General features: G+C 42.8%; 19 protein-coding genes. 16 read left to right on the top strand and 3 right to left on the bottom strand.

Annotated features, from left to right (window positions below; genetic code table 11):
• Positions 1 to 21 precede the first annotated feature (21 nt).
• The 4 genes from QP775_RS02055 to QP775_RS02070 are packed head-to-tail and all read left to right on the top strand — an operon-like array spanning position 22 to position 4,260.
• Entirely contained in the window at positions 22 to 606 is a 585-nt protein-coding gene (locus QP775_RS02055) for a helix-turn-helix domain-containing protein (RefSeq protein WP_239327382.1), read from the top strand.
• Positions 607 to 661: 55 nt separating this feature from the next.
• Positions 662 to 1,399: a hypothetical protein gene (locus QP775_RS02060; protein WP_285103190.1), complete on the top strand. Its 738-nt coding sequence runs from the start codon at positions 662 to 664 to the stop codon at positions 1,397 to 1,399.
• 12 nt (positions 1,400 to 1,411) lie between these two features.
• A complete protein-coding gene (locus QP775_RS02065; protein WP_239327384.1) occupies positions 1,412 to 3,097 on the top strand; it encodes a vWA domain-containing protein in 1,686 nt (561 codons plus the stop codon).
• A gap of 23 nt (positions 3,098 to 3,120) precedes the next feature.
• On the top strand, positions 3,121 to 4,260 hold the full coding sequence (locus tag QP775_RS02070; RefSeq protein WP_239327385.1) for a toxic anion resistance protein: 1,140 nt from the start codon (positions 3,121 to 3,123) through the stop codon (positions 4,258 to 4,260).
• 209 nt (positions 4,261 to 4,469) lie between these two features.
• On the opposite strand, the gene QP775_RS02075 is transcribed toward QP775_RS02070, so the two are convergent.
• On the bottom strand, positions 4,470 to 5,582 hold the full coding sequence (locus tag QP775_RS02075) for an alpha/beta fold hydrolase (RefSeq protein WP_285103194.1): 1,113 nt from the start codon (positions 5,580 to 5,582) through the stop codon (positions 4,470 to 4,472).
• Between the two features lie 143 nt (positions 5,583 to 5,725).
• On the opposite strand from QP775_RS02075, the gene QP775_RS02080 reads away from it, so the two are divergent.
• The 6 genes from QP775_RS02080 (at position 5,726) to QP775_RS02105 (ending at position 12,977) form a co-directional block, all read left to right on the top strand.
• Positions 5,726 to 6,328 (top strand): TetR/AcrR family transcriptional regulator, encoded by a 603-nt coding sequence (locus QP775_RS02080; protein ID WP_285103196.1) that lies wholly within the window; start codon positions 5,726 to 5,728, stop codon positions 6,326 to 6,328.
• Positions 6,328 to 7,137, top strand: a complete 810-nt coding sequence (locus tag QP775_RS02085; protein WP_285103198.1) for a GNAT family N-acetyltransferase — start codon at positions 6,328 to 6,330, stop codon at positions 7,135 to 7,137. Before QP775_RS02080 ends, QP775_RS02085 begins: the two co-directional genes overlap by 1 nt.
• Before the next feature lie 59 nt (positions 7,138 to 7,196).
• Positions 7,197 to 8,810 (top strand): helix-turn-helix domain-containing protein, encoded by a 1,614-nt coding sequence (locus QP775_RS02090; RefSeq protein WP_285103200.1) that lies wholly within the window; start codon positions 7,197 to 7,199, stop codon positions 8,808 to 8,810.
• Positions 8,811 to 8,922: 112 nt separating this feature from the next.
• Positions 8,923 to 9,972, top strand: coding sequence for an ABC transporter substrate-binding protein (locus tag QP775_RS02095; protein ID WP_285103202.1), 1,050 nt, complete (start codon positions 8,923 to 8,925; stop codon positions 9,970 to 9,972).
• A gap of 220 nt (positions 9,973 to 10,192) precedes the next feature.
• Complete coding sequence (locus QP775_RS02100; protein ID WP_285103204.1) at positions 10,193 to 12,175, top strand: AraC family transcriptional regulator; 1,983 nt, start codon at positions 10,193 to 10,195, stop codon at positions 12,173 to 12,175.
• A 49-nt stretch (positions 12,176 to 12,224) separates the two neighbouring features.
• Positions 12,225 to 12,977 (top strand): alpha/beta hydrolase, encoded by a 753-nt coding sequence (locus QP775_RS02105; protein ID WP_239327392.1) that lies wholly within the window; start codon positions 12,225 to 12,227, stop codon positions 12,975 to 12,977.
• 120 nt (positions 12,978 to 13,097) lie between these two features.
• Here the strand turns inward: QP775_RS02105 and QP775_RS02110 are convergent, their stop codons facing one another.
• Positions 13,098 to 13,460 carry a VOC family protein gene (locus QP775_RS02110; protein ID WP_285103207.1) on the bottom strand — a complete coding sequence of 121 codons (363 nt, stop codon included), beginning with the start codon at positions 13,458 to 13,460 and terminating at the stop codon, positions 13,098 to 13,100.
• Positions 13,461 to 13,521: 61 nt separating this feature from the next.
• Entirely contained in the window at positions 13,522 to 14,355 is an 834-nt protein-coding gene (locus QP775_RS02115) for a helix-turn-helix transcriptional regulator (RefSeq protein WP_285103209.1), read from the bottom strand.
• 199 nt (positions 14,356 to 14,554) lie between these two features.
• Between QP775_RS02115 and QP775_RS02120 the strand changes: the two genes are divergently transcribed.
• From QP775_RS02120 to QP775_RS02145, 6 genes are all read left to right on the top strand, one after another.
• Positions 14,555 to 14,794 (top strand): hypothetical protein, encoded by a 240-nt coding sequence (locus QP775_RS02120; protein WP_285103211.1) that lies wholly within the window; start codon positions 14,555 to 14,557, stop codon positions 14,792 to 14,794.
• Positions 14,785 to 15,045: a TroA family protein gene (locus QP775_RS02125; RefSeq protein ID WP_285103213.1), complete on the top strand. Its 261-nt coding sequence runs from the start codon at positions 14,785 to 14,787 to the stop codon at positions 15,043 to 15,045. Before QP775_RS02120 ends, QP775_RS02125 begins: the two co-directional genes overlap by 10 nt.
• A 44-nt stretch (positions 15,046 to 15,089) precedes the next feature.
• The gene (locus tag QP775_RS02130; RefSeq protein WP_285103215.1) at positions 15,090 to 15,224 is read left to right on the top strand and encodes a hypothetical protein; all 135 of its coding nucleotides are present in this window, start codon (positions 15,090 to 15,092) and stop codon (positions 15,222 to 15,224) included.
• A 97-nt stretch (positions 15,225 to 15,321) separates the two neighbouring features.
• Positions 15,322 to 15,876, top strand: a complete 555-nt coding sequence (locus QP775_RS02135) for a MarR family winged helix-turn-helix transcriptional regulator (RefSeq protein ID WP_285103217.1) — start codon at positions 15,322 to 15,324, stop codon at positions 15,874 to 15,876.
• 102 nt (positions 15,877 to 15,978) lie between these two features.
• Complete coding sequence (locus QP775_RS02140; protein WP_285103219.1) at positions 15,979 to 17,790, top strand: ABC transporter ATP-binding protein; 1,812 nt, start codon at positions 15,979 to 15,981, stop codon at positions 17,788 to 17,790.
• A gap of 9 nt (positions 17,791 to 17,799) precedes the next feature.
• Positions 17,800 to 19,026 (top strand): MFS transporter, encoded by a 1,227-nt coding sequence (locus QP775_RS02145; RefSeq protein WP_285103221.1) that lies wholly within the window; start codon positions 17,800 to 17,802, stop codon positions 19,024 to 19,026.
• Positions 19,027 to 19,845 lie beyond the last annotated feature (819 nt).

Genomic DNA, 19,845 nt, shown 5'->3' on the forward strand with positions numbered 1-19,845 from the left:
GGAATGTTAGTGGAGGCATGTATGGGGCATCTATTGTGTTTTCAGGTCCTTTTATCGAATGGGGAAAGACTGTGGCCCGCAACTATTTTTCCTGCGTGGGATGAGAGCATGCTGTTAAAGGATTTACATATGGTCCGTGAATTTTTAGAACGAGATGGAAATCTAATCGTTGCTGTTATGGCTTACGACTGCCACGGAGAGAGAATGGAAGGCCATAACCAAGTATTTAAGAAAGAGGAGATCGCTGTGATTCAAGGTCCCATTCTCAGCTTTCCCCCGTGTGGTATTAGCGTCAATGAGGTGTTTGGCTTATCCGAGGCGGCTCGACTGTGGGGAATTGAGGGTGGGGGAGCAACCATACGTAAAGCTCTCGAGCGTGGTGAATTTAGTCCAAGTGAGATTCGTAAATCGGATGGAATATTACTTGTTACTTTTTCTGGAATGCAGCGTAGATACAATGCAGTTATGAAACACCAGTGGCTGGAAATACAGTCTTATTTCGCTCAAGAAGGTGTAATCCGAGAAGAACCTGAGAATCCCCCTACATCACAACACACCTCCTTATCGAACCTTACACGACGTCATCGCAAAGCATCCGAAATTTAATATACCCTCGTTCATTTTAACTTGTCTTGTAGGATTTGCAGAGGAGGATGGAACGTTGTCTAGTACAAATATGATCAAACTAATCGGGCTAATGCTCATCGTAGCTGCTGTGAACATCCTCGTATTTTCACCGGGGTTAATAGGCGTACAGATTGGAACAAGCGCGCTCTCAACAGCAACGGGGGTTACCTTACTCTTTGCCAGTGGAGGGGTTCTTGTTATCGGAATCTATCATTTATTGTTTAAGAAACCGGTTATTATTCCGGTGAAACAAATCAAAACGTATGACGAGTATATTGAACATCTATCTCGATATCGCCATGCGAAAGGAATTGAAAGCGATATAAGTTTGGCGCTAGAACAAATGGAACGTATGCAGAAGAGGAAGCGTACTTTAATCGAAGTTCTACAGCAGCGATTTGAAGAGACAGAGATGAGTTATAAGAAGTTCGCATCTGTCACCCAAGAAGTGGAGCATCTATTCTACCAGAATATCAGGAGTATATTAAACGTCCTGCATGTGTATGACGAATCGGAGTTCGAGCGTGTCTTTCAAAAGAAGTCATCAGGTTTTTCCAACGAACTTGTTCAGAAAAAAGCAAGTGTATATCAAGATTACCTGTCAACCATCACAAGCTCAATCTCGAATAATGAGGAAATTTTGTTAAGACTGGATCAACTGCTATTAGAAATATCAAGCCTAGATCATATTGAACCTGGTGAGATTGAGCAGTTATCCTGCGTGCAGGAGTTAGACTCTTTAATCAGACAAACCAAATATTATAAACAGTGAGAGGTGCAGCGAATGGCCAATAGCAAAAAGATTGTATTATCTGTCTTGAGTGTGTTTGTCGTATTTATCCTTGTTTATCTTGGCGTGAACTTTACCTCCAACTTGGGTAAATCCAAATCGCAGGTTACGGCAGAAGATGCAGGTAAGCAGCTAAACAAGCTTTACTCCAATATCGCGGTGACGACCGAAACTCCCGTAAAAGGTCAAATCGATATTAATCCCGCAGATATTGGCGAGACATTGCCTGATATTTCGAAGTTCCCGATTACGGTCAATAATACAACGAATGAGTTTGTAGAAATTTTCTCATCGCCAGAAAAGTCAGGAGCAGGAGTAGATGGCTGGCTAGCGGAAGTTGCAGCCGAGTTTAATAACGCGAATATCCAAGTAAACGGCAAGGCCGCATCTGTCAAGATTCGTAATATTGCTTCCGGAACTGCAGCTGACTATATTAAATCAGGCAAGTATATACCCGATGCCTTTACACCTTCGAACGAGTTATGGGGCGAAATGGTAAAAGCGAGCGGAGTAAAAACTCAGCTTGTCACGAAGCGATTGGTGGGAAATGTTCCTGGTATTGTCATTTCGAAATCGAAACACGATGCATTAGTAGCGGCATATGGTTCAGTGAATGTCAAAACGGTTACGGAAGCGATCGCAAATAATGAGTTCAGCATGGGGTATACGGATCCATTTGCAAGCTCAACCGGCTTAAATTTCCTTATAACTTCGCTTCATACGTTTGATAGTTCTAATATCCTAAGTGATAAAGCCGTTCAAGGATTTGAGAAGTTCCAAGCGAACGTTCCGTTTCTAGCTTCGACCACGATTCAAATGCGCGATGCCGCTAAATCGGGTATGTTAGACGGGTTTGTACTGGAATACCAAACCTATCTTAATACTGCCGACTTCAAAAGCGGCTACGTATTTACACCCTTTGGTATAAGACATGACAGTCCGCTGTATGCATTAGGTGATCTTCCGAAGTCCAAATTGGAAGTCATTAAGAAATTTTCCGAATTTGTAACACAAGCTAAATATCAAACAATGGCTCAAGAAAAAGGATTTAATGAGCTGAACCAATATAAATCGGAGCTTGCTGTTGTAGAGGGCGGTCTGCTTGCATCTGCTCAGAAAATATGGAAAGAAAAGAAAAATGGAAGCAAGCCGATTGCAGCCGTGTTTGTAACCGATGTTTCAGGTAGTATGGCGGGTGAACCGATCAATCGTTTGAAGGAATCGTTGCTGAAAGGACAAAAATATCTGGGGAAAGAGAACAGCATAGGTCTGGTCGCTTACTCCAATGATGTAACCATTCATTTGCCGATCAAAAAGTACGATACGACACAGCAATCGATGTTTGTTGGTGCGGTAAACAACTTATTTGCGGACGGAGGTACAGCTACGTTCGATGGTATTATTGTTGCCTTAAAAATGCTTCAAGATGAGAAAGCCGTTAATCCATCAATAAAACCGATGATTTTTGTACTGAGTGATGGCGAGACCAATCGGGGGAATACCCTCAAAGATATTAAGGATCTGATCGCAACCTACAAAGTTCCGATTTACACGATTGGTTATAATGCAGACATCCAAGCGCTACAGAGCATTTCAAGTATCAATGAAGCAGCCAGTATCAATGCGGATACAGACGATGTCGTCTATAAAATAGCGAACTTGTTTAACGTCCAAATGTAACCCTTATCTATAGGAGGAGCTATATGTCATTTTCAATGGAAGTTGCAAGTCCGGAAGACATCCAAGCTGCAATTGAGCAAGAGGTTAAACCTGTTCCCGAGGAAGTCGCCAAGCTGCAAGCGTTGGCTGATTCCAATGTCGCGTCTATTATGTCTTTAGATCTTGATTCGCTTGAGAAGAGGAAAGAAATACTGCAATCGATTGACTCGTTCGGTATGAATACGATGAGAACATCTTCAGGCAAAAACAATTTACTGCAAGTTTCGGTCGGTAACCTTTCCAAGACAGGAGATGAGGGCGGCCAAGTAGCAAAAGGCTTAACAGAGTTGCACATGCAATTAAAAGACTTGGACCCAAGCGTCATCGACTTTACAAAAACAGGATTTTTAGGCAAGTTGTTTAATCCGTTACGCGCTTATTTCTTGAAATATCAAAAAGCAGATGCGGTGATAGCAGATATTGTCGTCTCCCTGGATAAAGGGAAAACAACCTTGAAGAATGACAATACGACGCTTGAGATTGAACAGCAGGCGCTGCGTGACTTGACAAAAAAGCTGCAAAAGGAAATCGAACTGGGTACTTTAATGGACAGTTCCATTGAAACGCAGATCGAAACAGCCAAGGCTCGCAATGAAGATACAGACAAAATCCGCTTCATCACCGAGGAGGTCCTGTTCCCACTTCGTCAACGGGTAATGGATATGCAGCAAATGATGGTTGTAAACCAACAGGGGATTATGGCGATTGAAGTGGTCACACGTAACAACAAAGAATTGATTCGAGGCGTGGACAGAGCTAAAAACGTGACGATCTCAGCCTTGAAAATTTCTGTAACAGTAGCTAGTGCGTTATACAATCAAAAGATCGTATTAAAAAAAATTGAATTGTTAAATCAAACGACAAATGAATTGATCGCGGGCACTTCAAGAATGTTAAAAGATCAAGGTGCTCACATCCATAAACAATCGCTTGAAACCAACATTTCTGTAGAAACCTTAAAACAAGCGTTCACTGATGTATTATCAGCGCTTGATTCCATCAGCACCTACAAACAAGAAGCACTCCCTAAGATGCGCGACACGATCGATCAGTTCAGGGAACTAGCGGATACTGGTGAGCAGCAAATCCAACGTTTAGAAAAGGGACACAAGCTGGGCTTGTAATGATCTATTTCCAACACCGTATGAGTTCTTGTTCATATTAACGTGAAACAGATGGTTTATCCGTTCAGAGGATGCCCGTATCTCAACATGTATAAAGCATGACCAGTCCATGGGTGAATCCGCGGGCTGGTCATGTTTGTGTATTGATTTGGTAAGTTATATCCGAACTCCATGTGACTTCATTGATGTGTGGCAGCTGCCTTTTCTACTTAGAGGAACTTCTTTATTTCATTAAAAGCTAACTCGCGATGACCTGCTTGGCAGTGTTGTTCACCACCTGTTTCTTTCGTAAATACTTTAGTCGTAATGGAAGCCGCATTGCTTAATTCTTGTTGAATTTGCGGCAGGCGGCTGATAGGCACGTATTGATCATCTTGTCCAGCTAGTAATAGAACATCCTGATTAATGAATTGGCCGATTCCATGCATCGTATGTTTTTCAATAGCTTTAAATAGTTCAAACGGCGTTGCTGCACCCGTATTCTCCATACCCTTGGTAAGTTTCCATTCTAAATCCATACTATTAGCCATCATTTTTTCGAGTAAAGAATTAACTTGATCTGCTTCATTATGGTCAACCAGCTGCATGATACTCTTATAAGTCTCTGCTGGCATCCGGTTTTTTAATGCATCTAGTCCACAATAGAAAATGTTAAAGGCAATGACTTTATCGATTCTTTTTTCGAAAGCAGCAGCACGCATGGCCAGATAGCCGCCCCAAGAAGCGCCTAAAATACTGACACGATCTAATTTGAAATAATCAATTATCGTTGATATTGGTTTTTCCCAGTTGTGAATGAGTTTAAGGCCGTTCTTCAAGGCGGTTCCTTGGCCTGGCCCATCAAATACGATAATATCGTAATTAATTCCTTTTATAAATTGCATCATTTTAAGCATCTCTTCCATGTAAGAATCGTAACCACCAAACACAAGTAAGGTTTGGTTAGCCCCAGGCGTCAATAATTTTACAGCAGGAAGATAAGAGCCCTCATAAGGGATTTGAAAGAAATCATAGTCAAATTCAGTATATCCTTTATAGAACGTTTCTCGATATTTTTGATACATGGTGTCTTTATTAGGGTCTTCAGGTGACAAATAAAATTCTGCTGCTTGATAGTAGACGGAGGCTAAGTCAAAGTCCTTGCTGTTTTCACGCTTCTGTGCAAAATCAAGCCAAGTTTCATACCAGCTGTGTGCATCCTGTAATCTCGGAATCATCTGTTCCAAGTCAGCTTGTGCGCGATCATCTTCTTGGTAATAATCATTCATAAACCGATTGATTTGCAGATTAAATTGTTCATCTTGTACATAAGTTTTAAACATGTTGATTCCTCCTTTAGTAGGTATGTGCCTACTATAGAGCAGAGTTATGTACAAAAAAATAAGTAAAAGTGCCGCAAATGTACGATATCTTACAAGTTATATAGGAAGTGTTCAATAACCTACAATTAAGGAGTAATTGGTTGATGAGTGAAGACATCAGAGTGTATAAAACGAAACTAGCGATAAAACGAGGATTTATCGAGCTGCTCCAACAACAACATTTTAAAGAGATTACGATCAAAAACATTTGTGATCAAGCGCTTATCGGACGATCGACTTTTTATAGTCATTATTTGGATAAGTACGACTTGTTAGAAAAGATGGTTCAACAACATGTTCTTGATTTTACAAATGAGATTAAACAACGATTTGATTCTATCGATGAGGGCAAGGTGGCTGATGCTATCGAATTTGTCACCGATACGATGATTGAACATCAAATTGAGATTTCCACATTGTTAGAAGTGCACGAAGAAACAGCAGATCTACGCAAAGAATTTGAACACATTTTGTTCCGTACTTGCTTGGATTATTTAACTCGTCATTTTTCTTCAAGTACGATTGCATTAGACTATTTGGCAGAATTATATGCCGCTAACTCGATTGTGTTTTTGAATAGAGTCTTAAGACATGGGAAAGAACCTCCTATCATCCTGCTTGCCAATCAAATGCAGCAATACATTTTTGGTCAGTTAAAGCCTAATCGAATGTTTAATTCAAACAAAGACGAAAAGGGGAAAGTATAATGCTAGAATTACAAGCGAATCAATTCAAAGTAGTTGAATCTTTTTTTATGAACAAAAAGAGCTGTATCCCAGCGTTATCTGTTATTTATGGCAACTATCCAGGTCGAGTATTTGTAGATGATGAGCAAACACCTCAAATCGCAATAGTTTGGGCTACTGGTAGATGGATGTACCTAGAGGGAAGTCTATCAACAAAGCACAACAAAGTAGATGTGAGCCGTTTTTTACAGCATATCGTTATACCCGATTGTAAACAGCGTAACGAGAATTGGTTTGAAATTTATACTTCGGATGATAAAGCGTGGAACTATTTTTTTGAAAAGGAAATCGCTTTTTTGAAAGTAAATAAGCATTATGAATCCGTGTATGCACTAAATCTAAATAAATTTGCTCCAGTTAAGCGGCAAGTTAAAGTGGTAGAAGAGCCGATAAAAATTGACCTTGTTCATTTCGATATACTGCCTCAATCATTTTATGCATTTCCATATGTCAGAGATGAGTTTAAAGCGAAGAAGTGCATAGGAGTAGAAGTAAAGAAAGATAATCAGCTCATCACCGTTTGCAAAAACAACGGCTTTATCGTTGGAAATGAGTATTTTATTGATGTTGATACATTTGCTAAAGAAGAGCGAGGTAAAGGATATGCAACAGTTGCTGCCATTCGGTTAATGGATCACTTGTTAGAACAACAAATGTATCCTTTGTGGGAGACCACACATGAAAATATACCCTCACATAAACTAGCTGTAAGGCTTGGCTTTGAAAAAGTTGAAAACTATCCTGTGTATTCGTTTAATCTGGAAATATAAAAAGCATATAATCGAATGCGGCCTCATCACGATTACTATAGGCAAGGATGTGAGTATAGATGTATGTGCTGAGACGGGCAGAAGTGCTCAAATGGAAGAAAGACGAAAAAAAGATGGTGTTTGCTGTTGAGTTTCCTATGCTGCTAAGCTGTGATCATACGGTAAAGATCAAGTGGGACTGGGAGTGGACGACACTTCAAAAGGGGCAGGTAATCTTTCTGCGACCTGGCAAGTCAGTGAATATTGTCCTTGAATCTGATCTCCATACAGCACAACTGTTCAAGGTGTGCTTTCAGAGTTATACGTTAATCGAGGACAGTGGAGACAAGTTGACCTATAATGAGGAGCACTCGCAGCTGCCTGCTCATGGCGCGATGGCGGTCACAGGAGCATCAAGTTATCGTATATTCACCATGCTGGAAGAACTGACGAAGGAAGTGATAACTAACAACGATAGTGCCTGTGACCGCCACCATTATAAACTAAGCGAGCTGCTTCGTTCATTTATACAGGCGTTAAAACCAGCTGGCGAGAAAGTAGATCCAGTCATATGGAAGGCGCTAGAATATATCAATTGTCATTTTGACCAGCAGCTGACTCGTTCTCAATTGGCGAAGTTGGTCGGATTTAATACCAGTTATTTTTCGCGTCTGTTTCATAAGCAAGTAGGGCGCAGTTTTTCTGATCATTTGACACGCGTGCGAGTAGATAAAGCAAAGCAGCATTTGTTGGCGAGTAATGCTACATTAGGAGAGATTGCGGCAAAGGTTGGTTATGCGGACGGGCTGTACCTAAGTCGTAAGTTTAAACAGACCGTCGGCATGTCACCGACGGAATACCGAAATCTACCTAAGCCTAAGCATGTGGTGGCGATGCAGTATGCAGGTGATTTGCTAGCGCTTGGTATTCAGCCAATTGCGGCCCCTTTCACGCCGTGGGAAGTGTCTCCGCTTGTACACGGAGATTTGGAAGGGACGCTTGATCTGGAGCGGGAAGATCCGGCAGGGAACTTGTATGGACTGCAAGTAGATATGATTGTGGCACCCGAATACCTTTATTATTGGCCTGGTAAAATGGAAAAGTTGGAGCAGCTTGCTGATGTCATCGTACTGCCATGGAACCGTGGAGATCGACTAGAAGCAGTTCGTCTTATGGGGCATATTATGGGCAGGGAAAAAGAAGCTGATCAGTGGATTGAATGGTACATTGGACGTGCGCGTTCAGCAGCTGCCAAATTAAAGACACGGATAGGTCCTCATGAAACGGTGGGGCTGTATGAGGTATGGGAAGATCGTTCGATTTGTATTTGGAATGCAACTGCTAGAGGTGTATTCAATTTATTTGAGGGCTTAAAATTGACGCCTCATCCCCGTATCCAACGAGAGGTGCTGACTCCAGATAACCATCTATTCATTGAGGAATCTCAATTATCAGCGTATGCGGCAGATCACATGTTTGTGGTGCTTCCCTCCGAGTCCTCTGATTTATACGACAGCTTCACAGATAAACTTACCGAGCGTCCTATCTGGAGGGAACTGTTCGCGGACGGACGCCGACGCGTGTATCCACTCAAGCTGGAGGAATTCTGGTGTAATGATGCTGCTGCACTTGTGAGGCAGCTTGATATCATGGCGAATTTAATGCTAAATGCTGCTGATATCTCTATAAAGTAACGATTGTCCATGATGAAGTAGTCACATTTTGAAATAGACGGTTTAGAGATGGGAGGGTACGATGATGTAGTGTTAATTGAGAAAGATAATCATTACTGATCGGAGAGAGAACATGATCCATTATAAGCAAAGACGATGGGGAGTCATTTTAATTACGATATTCCTAGTTATACTGAGTGGGTGCAGTGGAGAGAGCCAGTCTGCACAGTCCGAATCAACGACCAATAGGGCTGTGACAACAAACAGTGGGGATTCCGGCCAAACAGCCAAGAATACATCTCCTCAGACAAAACAGAATTCCACTGTGGATACAGAAGCCCAGACTCGTATCGTTTCAACGGTACATGGCGACGTTGAGATACCGGCCAATCCACAGCGCATCGTTACGCAAGGTTATTTGGCTGACTTTCTGGCACTGGGCGTTAAGCCAGTTGGTGCTCCTTATTGGGAGATCGAGAGTCCGTATGTCAAGTCGTTATCGGCGGGAATTGAGGACATCGGCCAGATTGACGGTGGTTCCGTGGAGAAGATGTTATCGCTTAGCCCTGACTTGATCGTCACAGTTGGCGGAGATGACAAACTAAACGAACAGTACCGCAAGATCGCGCCAACTGTAGTGATTCCCTACGGCACCTATCACGAGGTGCACATTGAAATGAGAGCGTTTGGAAAGATGATCGGCAAAGAGAAGGAGGCCGAAGCATGGCTAACGGAATTTGACGAGCAGGTAAAAAAGGCAAAGGATGCAATAAAAGGTGTCGTGAAGGAAGGTACAACCTTTACCATCATGGGTCCTTTTGGCAAAGACTTCTATATTTATGGTGATACCGTCAACCGGGGCGGACAAGCCATACATCAGCAATTGGGTCTGACTCCGACTCCAAAGGTGAAGCAGGATTTGATTGATAAAAAGATCAATGCGCTGAGTATTTCGGAGGAGAAGATGGCGGACTATGCTGGGGATTATATTTTCCTGGATATTTCAGGTGGTGCCGAGTTCGACGAGAAGTCACCAGTGTGGGCTTCCCTTGAGGCGGTTAAGAACAAAAGAGTATTTAAGCTGGATGGTGACCGATTCTGGCCGTATGACCCGATTGCTGTCCAATCGCAGGTGCAAGAGGTAGCAGCGATGATTCAAGACCGTCTGGGTACGAAAAAGTAACAGCCAAATTTTATAGATCCTTCAACTGAAGCTGTCATTCTATCGAAACATGGGTGGAATGGTCAGCTTCTTTTACTTTTATGATGAAAAAATACTAATCGGTCTGTTCCAAATCTAGCATTGAAGCTGAGAATTGTTATCAACTATAATAAGAGGAGGATTGCTAAGCTTTAGTTGTTAGCATCTGGTCATGGTGTACTAAGAAAGAGAGGATGCAACGATGAACCTTAACGATCTGATTCAGCTGTGGAATCATGCATCCATGAAAGTGATGGACGTTCGTCATTACACGGTGCGACCGAGGAAAGAATCATATACATATCCGCTGCCGACTAGTGTATTTTTGTATGCTGTACGAGGCGATGCGCAAGTACAAGTGCAGCATATCCATTATACAGTTCGCAGTGTGCAGCTGATACATGGAGGCAAAGGACTAACCCTTGATCTGTTGGTGACGGACAGTGAATTTGAGTATTATCTGATTTATTATAAAGCGGTGCTTGCGTTGCCCTGCCGTCAAGATATTGTTGGTCTGCTGGAGCGGAGCAATGTGTTTCAACTGCCTTATACGTTTACGCCGCAAGAACCCATTTCCTTACTGTATCTGGCGGACAAGCTGCTAAAGACATGGAACAGCGCGGAGATGGATGCCTTAAGGCCTTTTCATGCAAGAACCATATTTCATCAGTTCGTCTGTGAGCTGCTGCAGCAAATGAATGGACAGCATGATTCGTATGTGAAGCCTGACCTGGTTATGCAGGCAAAGCGGTATATTTATGATCATTATGCCGAGCCGATTACGCTGGAGGCGCTTGCTGCTGCGCTGAATTACAGCATTCCGTATTTATCCAAGCAGTTTAAGCTGAGCACAGGACAGAGTCCGATCGATTATCTGATTGATGTTAGACTCAACAAGGCGCAGGAACTGCTTTCACAGACGGATGCGACAGTGCAAGAGGTTGCTGTAGGTGTTGGTTACATGGACCTCTCTTATTTTATAAGAGCATTTAAGAAGCATGCGGGTTGTACGCCAGGTCAATATAAAGAACATAGACACCGTAAACGGGGAAGCTCAGATAATCCTATGACGAGGCTAAGATCAGTCCTTGTTCCCTCTCTCCATCCCAACTACAATACATTTATTAGTGAAAATGATTATCAATTAGTTGAAGGGGAGAAAGAGCAAATGTTAAAACAGGGTACAAGGTGGAAGATTCCGATGCTCATGTTGGGAATCGCCTTGTTTTTAGGTGCTTGTTCCGGAACGACAAATGTCATTAGTGGATCTAACGGATCTAATTCTACGCAGTCTGCACAGCAAACTACTGAAGCTTCGACACAGAAGAACGAATCAGTTACGCAGCAATGGCCGCGAACCTATAAAGACGGAGCAGGCAGGGACGTTGTGATTAACTCGGAACCGAAGAAGATTGTGGTGACTCATTTTGGGATGATGGAGTATTTCTTTGCACTCGATACCCCGCCAATCGCTTCTACGCTTGCGGATCGAATGCTGTCATCGTTTGAAACGCTTAAGCCTTATGCCAACATGAAAGTCAAAGATATCGGGGAAGTGACAACGCCTGATCTGGAAATGATGGCAGAGCTTGGCCCTGACCTCATTGTGGCTTTTGCGGGCACACATAACGATGTGTATGAGGATTTAAGCAAAATATCGCCAGTTGTGATGATTAACAACGCGGATTGGGATTGGTCAGAGACACTACGTCAATATGCGCAATTAATCGGCAAGGAGCAGCTGGCGGAGGACTATATCACCAAGCTACAATCTTTGATGAAGGAGACCAAAACGAAACTGTCAACAATTCAGGACAAGACAGTGACGTTCTTAAGACCGACCGGAGACGGCAATACCTTCTATGTACTGGATGATAGTACAGTGAACTATGTATACGATCAAGCGAATGGGCTTGGCATGAAGACGCCGGGAACCTATAAGCTTGAAGGGGACGTGGTGTCGCTTGAGGGGATCACACTTCTAGATCCGGATTATATTTTTATCGTGGATCATGTAGAAGATTTTGATGCCCATATGACAGAGTTGAATAAGAGCAAGGTGTGGAAGTCTTTGAAGGCGGCAAAAGGGAATCATGTCTTTCCACTCGATGTATCGATTAGTACGCAGGGACCGCTCGCAATTGAGCATACAACCAAGCAATTAATCCGATTCCTAACAAAGTAATTAAAGTTTGACCTATACAGGGTAACTTGAGGAAGTGGGGGGATTCGAAGTGCAGCCAGTGTTCGTTAAGGATTCGTTGAAGGAACGAGAGTTGTTCATTTATTTACCTGAGGGATATGAGAAAGGCGAACAGCGTTATCCTGTCGTCTATGTGCAGGATAGCGGTGACTTGATTGATCCGCAGGAAAGTGGCTCTCTGCAAGCTGTTAGGGAACTGGCAGCTAGGCAGGAGTTACCGGGCATAATTTTTGTTGGCATTGCGTCGTTCGACCGTAATGAGGAGTATACACCGTTTGTTGCAACGAATGTATTTGATCCCACACGGAATTTTGGTGGAAATGCAGCAGGGTATGCTGCTTACATCGTAGATGAGTTGAAGCCCTATATCGACAGCAAGTATCGGACACTGTCAGACCAGAAGCATACAGGGATAATGGGATTTTCCCTCGGTGGCCTCATTTCATTTTATACAGGGATGCTGTATCCGGACGTATTTGGCCGAATTGGCAGCTTCTCTGGCTCTTTCTGGTTCCCCGGTATCGTGGAATGGGTACAGCAGCATCCCATTCGTAATACGGGCCAACGCTTGTATATGAATGTCGGACACGCCGAAGGAAGCGGGCGGACGAACGGTCAGCAGTGGATGGTGCCAAACACGAAGACAGTATACGAGCATTTGCTGCAACATGGTTTCTCAGAGCATACGATTCGTCAAGATATTTATGAGAGTGACTTTCATTCTTTTGAGCGCGGAGTACGTTATGTGCCTTGGGCGCTGCAGTGGTTGTTTAACGGGGAGTAAATTGTGATACAACTATTTATCAGTTACCATACAAGCAAAAGAGACTGTATTTAGCAGTCTCTTTTTGTCTATCCTCAACCATTAGATACGGTTTTTTATGAAATGAATTGATTGTCTTGGTTACGCAGTGAACTCCAGTAATTCGATCACATTTCCAAAAGGATCTTTGAAAGCATTATACAGCCCAGGCGGGCAAGGTTGAGGGGTGTCATAGATGAATTTCACACCTTTGGATAATAACTCATTCGTTGATTCAAGCAGATTACCTGTCTGGATTCCGAGTACAACTTGTGCTTCATAAGGATAAACAGATGTTGATACGCTTTTCACTTCACACAGTACAATAGGAATCGATTCATGCTTTAAGCTTACTGTTGCTGGATCATATTCCTCTGACAACTCAAATCCTAATTTTTCGCAATAAAATGCTTTTGCTAGCCCTATGTCGTTGACATAGATAGAAATGACACAGAATTTGTTCATGTAAACCCTCCCTTTCTGTCATGCTCAATAGTATACAGGGAGAAGGAGCACATTAATTCTTCTACTTTGCGCGATTTTGTGCAGTCTTTTCAAGCAGGAGTAAAGGCAAGTTTACCAAGATCGGAGGATCTGTGTCTAGGCGCTCTCTTAATGGCAGGATAATCGAATGATTGCTTGTCCTCGTAACCTCAATCATGTCCTTGTGTAGACCTCGGAGACAATGACCCAGAAGAAAATAGTCTTTAGGATTCAGACTCCAAGGGATAGATACTGCCATTACATAATAGTTGCCTGGCGGCATCTCAGAGAAAGTACATGAACGTCTTCCTCGATTGAGTGCTGTTCCGGCAATTGGTCGCTGATCGGGGATTGGCCTTGTGAATAAACCGACAAATATAATACCATCAAAGGCTGGTGGTGCTTTAATCTGACAAGTTACTCTTGCTGTTGTTATATCATCAGCCGATTCGAACAGAATATCTTGATTCTGATATTGATTCATGTGGGTTAGTAGCGTACTGGATGTCACGCGGAAATGTTTTGGCGATGCTCCTACATGCTGTTTGAATCTCGTATGAAAAGATCCCGTACTACGAAAACCTATCGAAAGTAACATTTTCATCATTAATGATGGGCCCTTAAGCAGATGCTGCTTGCCGGACTCTATCCGTAGTGCCGTTAAAAAATGACGAGGGGATATGCCTGTTTCACGTTTGAACACTCTCGTAAAATGATAGGGGCTATAGCCGACATGTGCAGCTAGTTGCTTGGATGTTATTTCTTGATCCATATGCTGTTTCATGTAATGAATCGCCTGTAAAGCTGTTTTTTGCCCCTCCGACTTCATACCGTTATTGGATTCGTAACAAAATGTATTCCCTGTGTGATCATCCATAATCCCCCTCCTGTCTACAAATTTATTCTATATTTTACCACGGAAGAGGGAGGTGCGCGCGCCCTATCCTTTGTAGAGATATCCCTTATTAGGTAGCATAAAAAAACCCTCTAATTAGTAATCGTTATCTTAGGTTGTTCGAGCAACGCAGGTGTGTTGAGCGGATGATACGAATAATAGACAGCGAGGAGTGTTCTTGATGAAAAAAAGAGGGGCTATGTTAATGGTGGTAATCATGCTATTGCTTTCGGCGTGTGCGCAGACATCGTCGGGTTCGACAAGCGAGAAGGAAGATAAAGCTGCAGTGAAGGGGAAGGAGAAGACCCTACAGTCGATAAGCAGTGGCAACGCTCATTATCCTCTTTCAATCCAGGTGTATACCAATGAAGGTAAAAAGATTACCCAAATCATAAAGAAGAACCTAAAAGAGTGGTCGTAATTGGCTCTGCCGTAGCTGAGTTTATGATTGAATTTGGTCAAAAGGATAAGGTTGTAGGGATAGGATATCCGGATCAGTCCTTGTCCAAATATGCAGATCAAATAACACAATTGCCGTTAATCTCAGAATCATGGCCTTCTAAAGAAGCTGTGCTGGCGCTGCAGCCAGATCTTATTTACTCGAGTTCTTCTGCTTTTAAAGAAGATTTGTTAGGAGATATTGGTTTTGGAATGAGCGTGGAATTCCGGTAGTCTCTGCTGTTAATTTTGCTGTTGGGCGTACCATAGATGAATATGTGAAGGAAATTAAAAATTTCGGCCTCACGTTTAACGTGGAAGAGAAGACAAATGACTATTTGAAAGGGCAGCAGGCCAGATTCGAGAAGATAAAGCAAACCACCGTAGCCGTGACAGAGACGCCTGAAGTATAGAACCATTTGCTGCAAAGTACAACTTGCCAAAATAAAAGAAGTAAGCTATATTGAATGTAATTAGATAATCTAACTATATGGGTGAGGAGCTGTGCAAGTGAATCGAAAGCCTGCCAAAGAATACACAACAGAGCAGCAGCTGCCTAGACTGGGGACCGCTCCGTATTTGAAGCTGATGGAACGTACTGCCGCAGCAGAGACGAATCAATATGCAGCTCATTTGGGGCTGATTATGTTATGGCTGGGAGATAGCGTCTTGGATCTGGTGGATCAGGACTTGTCCTCTTTTGACATTACCGAAAGCAAGCTGGATCTGCTGTTGTTATTGTCTCTCCACGACGCTCAGGAGTTGGTAACACCATCGTCGATTGCAGATCGCTTGGGTATTCGACGTTCCTCTGTTACATCATTACTGATTTGGTTGGAGAAAAGGAATTGGATTATTCGTGAACCCTACGCGAAAGACGGTCGTATGACCCACGTTCGGATCAGCCCTGAAGGCAGCTTGTTATTACAGCAAGTATTGCCTACGTTCTGGTCAACCTGTGCATCCCTGGTAGAAGAATTAAATAAAGAGGAGCAGGAGGTGTTCAGGAACGTTCTAGTTAAGCTAAATAAAAATATTGAAAATCGACTAGGAACAGGAAGATAATTTTTTTACTCATATAGTTAGACAATCTAATTACATGGAAATCCATCCATTTTGGATCGAGCAGCATTTACGTTTATTTTGAAATGAAGGTACGTGATCACAATGAAACACACACAACATTCGATGAATCAGCAGCAGACGCGTGCGCATCATTTGATTACGCTGCGCACAATGGTAAAGGAGATGTTCCTGCACACCCGGGCGCAATGGGTCTTGCTTGTGATTGGTGCTATCTCTGTCATTGCCATCTCCGTACTTGAATTTACGATTCCTCAGCTGACCAAGCATATTATCGATCAGATCATTCCTGATAAAAGGTATGCTGCACTGTTGGAAACGGGAGGTCTTATTCTGTTGGCGGGACTGCTGTTAGGGGCTTTTAACTTCGGCAGCAGTTATGTGATGACACTTGTCAGTCAGAAAGCTGTTTTTCAGCTGCGGAACAAGCTGTATAAACATACCTTAAGTTTGGATCTAACGTTTTTTGATCGCAATCGCACTGGGGACCTGATGACAAGGTTAACAGGTGATGTGAATCAGCTGCAAGAGCTGGTTTCAGCCGACAGCCTGTCCATCCTTGCAGATATGATTACTTTTGTTGCGATCATTGGATACTTGTTTTACACGGACTGGGAACTGGCGCTTCTGACCCTGATTACACTGCCTTTTTTATTTATCACATCCCGATTTTTCAGTCTGCGGATTAAAAGTGCGTATCGGGCGGTTCGTCGTATATCGGCGGAATTAAACAACTCGCTTCAAGATACGTTGTCTGGCATTCGAATGATCAAGTCTTTTGCTAGTGAAGATAATGAGGCCAAGGCGTTTACGGAATGGAGTGAACAGCATCGGGCAGCAACCGTCTCGGCATCTCGGCTGTCAGCGATCTTCGCGCCAATTATTGATTGGCTGAATCATGTAGGCATGACCATCGTGCTGCTGTTCGGAGCGTGGCAGATCATGCACAATCGCATGACTGTAGGTGAGATTATAGCTTACTTGGCCTACTTGCGCTTGCTGCAAGCTCCCATTCGCTCTTTCAGCAGATTGATTACTAAATTACAACAATCTGCGGCGGCATTCGAACGGATTCAAGAAGTGCTGGCAGTTGTTCCGGAGGTTTGTGATAAGGAAGGTGCCATTGCTCTTCCTCCTGTTAAGGGAGAAATTGTGTTTGATGATGTGGAGTTTGCGTATGAAGAGGGCAGACCTATTTTGCAGAACTTCCACTTGCGACTGCGGCGTAATCAGACTACAGCTCTAGTTGGCTCTTCAGGCTCAGGCAAATCAACAATTGCATATCTGATTGCCCGATTATATGACGTCCAGCGTGGCGATATCTATATTGACGGCCATCCATTAACAGAAGTGACAGTAAAATCACTTCGCCAGCAGATGGGCATTGTGTCGCAGGAAGTCATCCTGCTGAATGGCACGATTCGTGACAATATCGCATACGGCAGGCCAGAAGCAACAGCTGAAGAAATTACAGCAGCTGCGGTGGCCGCAAATGCTCATGAATTTATTTCTGCATTTCCAGAAGGATACGATACGCCGATAGGGGAAAGAGGGGTTAAGCTTTCAGGTGGTCAAAAACAAAGATTGTCCATTGCTAGAGCCTTCCTGACGAATCCGCGCATTCTCATCCTGGATGAAGCTACGGCTGCTCTCGATACGGAATCGGAACAACATATTCAGCGTGCGCTGTCCTTGCTCCTGCCGGGGCGCACCTGTCTGGTGATTGCCCATCGACTCTCGACGATTCAGAACGCGGACCAGATCGTTGTGCTGGAGCACGGTCAGATTATGGAGCTTGGAAATCATGAAACACTGCTCCAGCAAAAGGGGAGATACCAAGCACTTTACGATATGCAATTTCCGATCAAGTCCACTTTTGAAACCATATTAAAATAGAGGTGTAACATGAATAACCTTACAAATGCATCGGCTTCAAACAGAAATTATTCGCTTATGACCATCATACTATGCTGGTCTGGCCTTGCCGTCATGTCCAGTTTGTACGTCACGATTCCACTTATTTCTGTGTTCGCACAGCTTTACAGTATATCGCCAACACAGGCTGCGGCTGCGGGAAGCACCTTTTCGATTGGCTTTGCGATCGGCTGCTTGATCTATGGGGCGCTGTCCGACAAATACGGACGGAAAACCGTCATATTTGTGGGACTGCTTTTTCTAACTATGATCTCGTTACTCCTTGGATTTGTTGATCAATTTGCATGGATTCTCATTCTAAGAGGACTACAAGGGGCAGCAGCCGCCACGTTCTCACCAGTCGCTCTTGCCTATGCAGTAGAAATGTATCCTGCGGAAAAACGGGTTACGACGATCGGGTTTATCAGTACAGGATTTTTGGTAGCAGGGATAGTAGGGCAAGTGTTCAGCAGCGTGGTTAGCGAGCAGTATGGATGGAACGCAGTCTTTTATGTACTTGCAGTTGTATACGTATTAACTGCTGTCTTCGTGTTCTTCTTCCTACCAAAGGGAGGCGTTCATCAAGCTCATGCTAATATCTGGGAACCAATTAAGCAAATCGGCAGCGTATTTATCCAGAAACAACTGGTACTGTGTTATTTAGTAGCATTTGTACTGCTTATGTCTTTTGTAAGCATGTATACGGTGTTGGGCAGTTATTTAAGTCAAGCTCCATTTGAACTGAGCAAGCAAGAGATCCTGTATGTCCGAACCATTGGCATTTTAGGTATGCTCGTCTCTCCATTCGCTGGAAGAATATCCAAGCATCTTGGTATACGTGTCACGCTGCGTGTAGGGCTGCTGTTAGCCATCATAGGATTAGCCTCTATGGGGATGATTTCGAATTTGCCGCTGCTTGTAATCATGAGTATCGTCTTTGTGTCAGGCATTGCCATTGCTGTGCCATCGCTTGTATCGCTAGTTGGTCAACTGGGAGGGAAGATGCGGGGGATAGCGGTATCCGTTTATACGTTTATATTGTTTACAGGCACAAGCTTTGGTCCGATTATATCGCTTTATTTCATGAAGAGCAGCAGCTATTTGATTACATTTATCCTGTTGGCATGTATACTGTGCGTTGGTCTGCTGGCTGCCATGCTCATCAATCGGGAGGTTGCTGAGGAGATTAAACCGCCGGTGGCAGCAGTAGAGGTGTGATGTGTAAATAATAGGGAATATATACGGTGTTTGAGATCGAATAAATAGTAAAGTCCCAAGGAGCATAACCACTTTCCGAGGGGATTTTTCATTCATAAAGGTGAATTCATCTTATTGTATATGCTCAATACATAGAAATCTAATGTGTCAAAAATCCTATGTCGTCACTCCCGAATTATGTGTGAGTCACAAAGACAATGTTATGCTAGTTGCAGTTCCAGTAATAGATATAACTACAATTTTAAAAGTATTAGTCGTTAAGAAATACTCCCATCACAACAATTAAGGGCTTTTGATGTATTACCTAAGATGATGAAAGTTTTTTACTCAATTGATAAGTCGTACCATTTTTTTTAAGAAAGGTTGAATTCGTTGGTGTGCGAATTGAAGAATTGGTGAAATGGAATGCCGTCCTTATCTGTTATACATTTTTACATTGTTAAGCCATATGTATATAAACACATCTGAAGAAATATAATAAACAATTAACAAACTTATCTGCATATCTCTAGAATAATATAAAATATTCTAATTCGTGAGAATGAAATGAGTTATGTTGTGATTTGCATATAACTTTAATTAAGGGATGGCTATATATTGAAAATATCTGTACATTAGTATATGTTACTTATAGTGAGCAAGCTTAAGTTTTGCCCTTTCATTTATGACCCCACTTATAAATTCACCCATGTTGTCAACTAGCGGTCAATAGCACCCTCACCAAAAATATTTTTAGTTAGCAAGAACATTACCCTTTTGCAAACTAACTCCTGTACTAACTCACTCAATTTAAGTACCTTAGAAACCCATTCCATGAAT

The sequence above is a fragment of the Paenibacillus sp. UMB4589-SE434 genome, from assembly GCF_030226685.1.
GTDB lineage: Bacteria > Bacillota > Bacilli > Paenibacillales > Paenibacillaceae > Paenibacillus_B.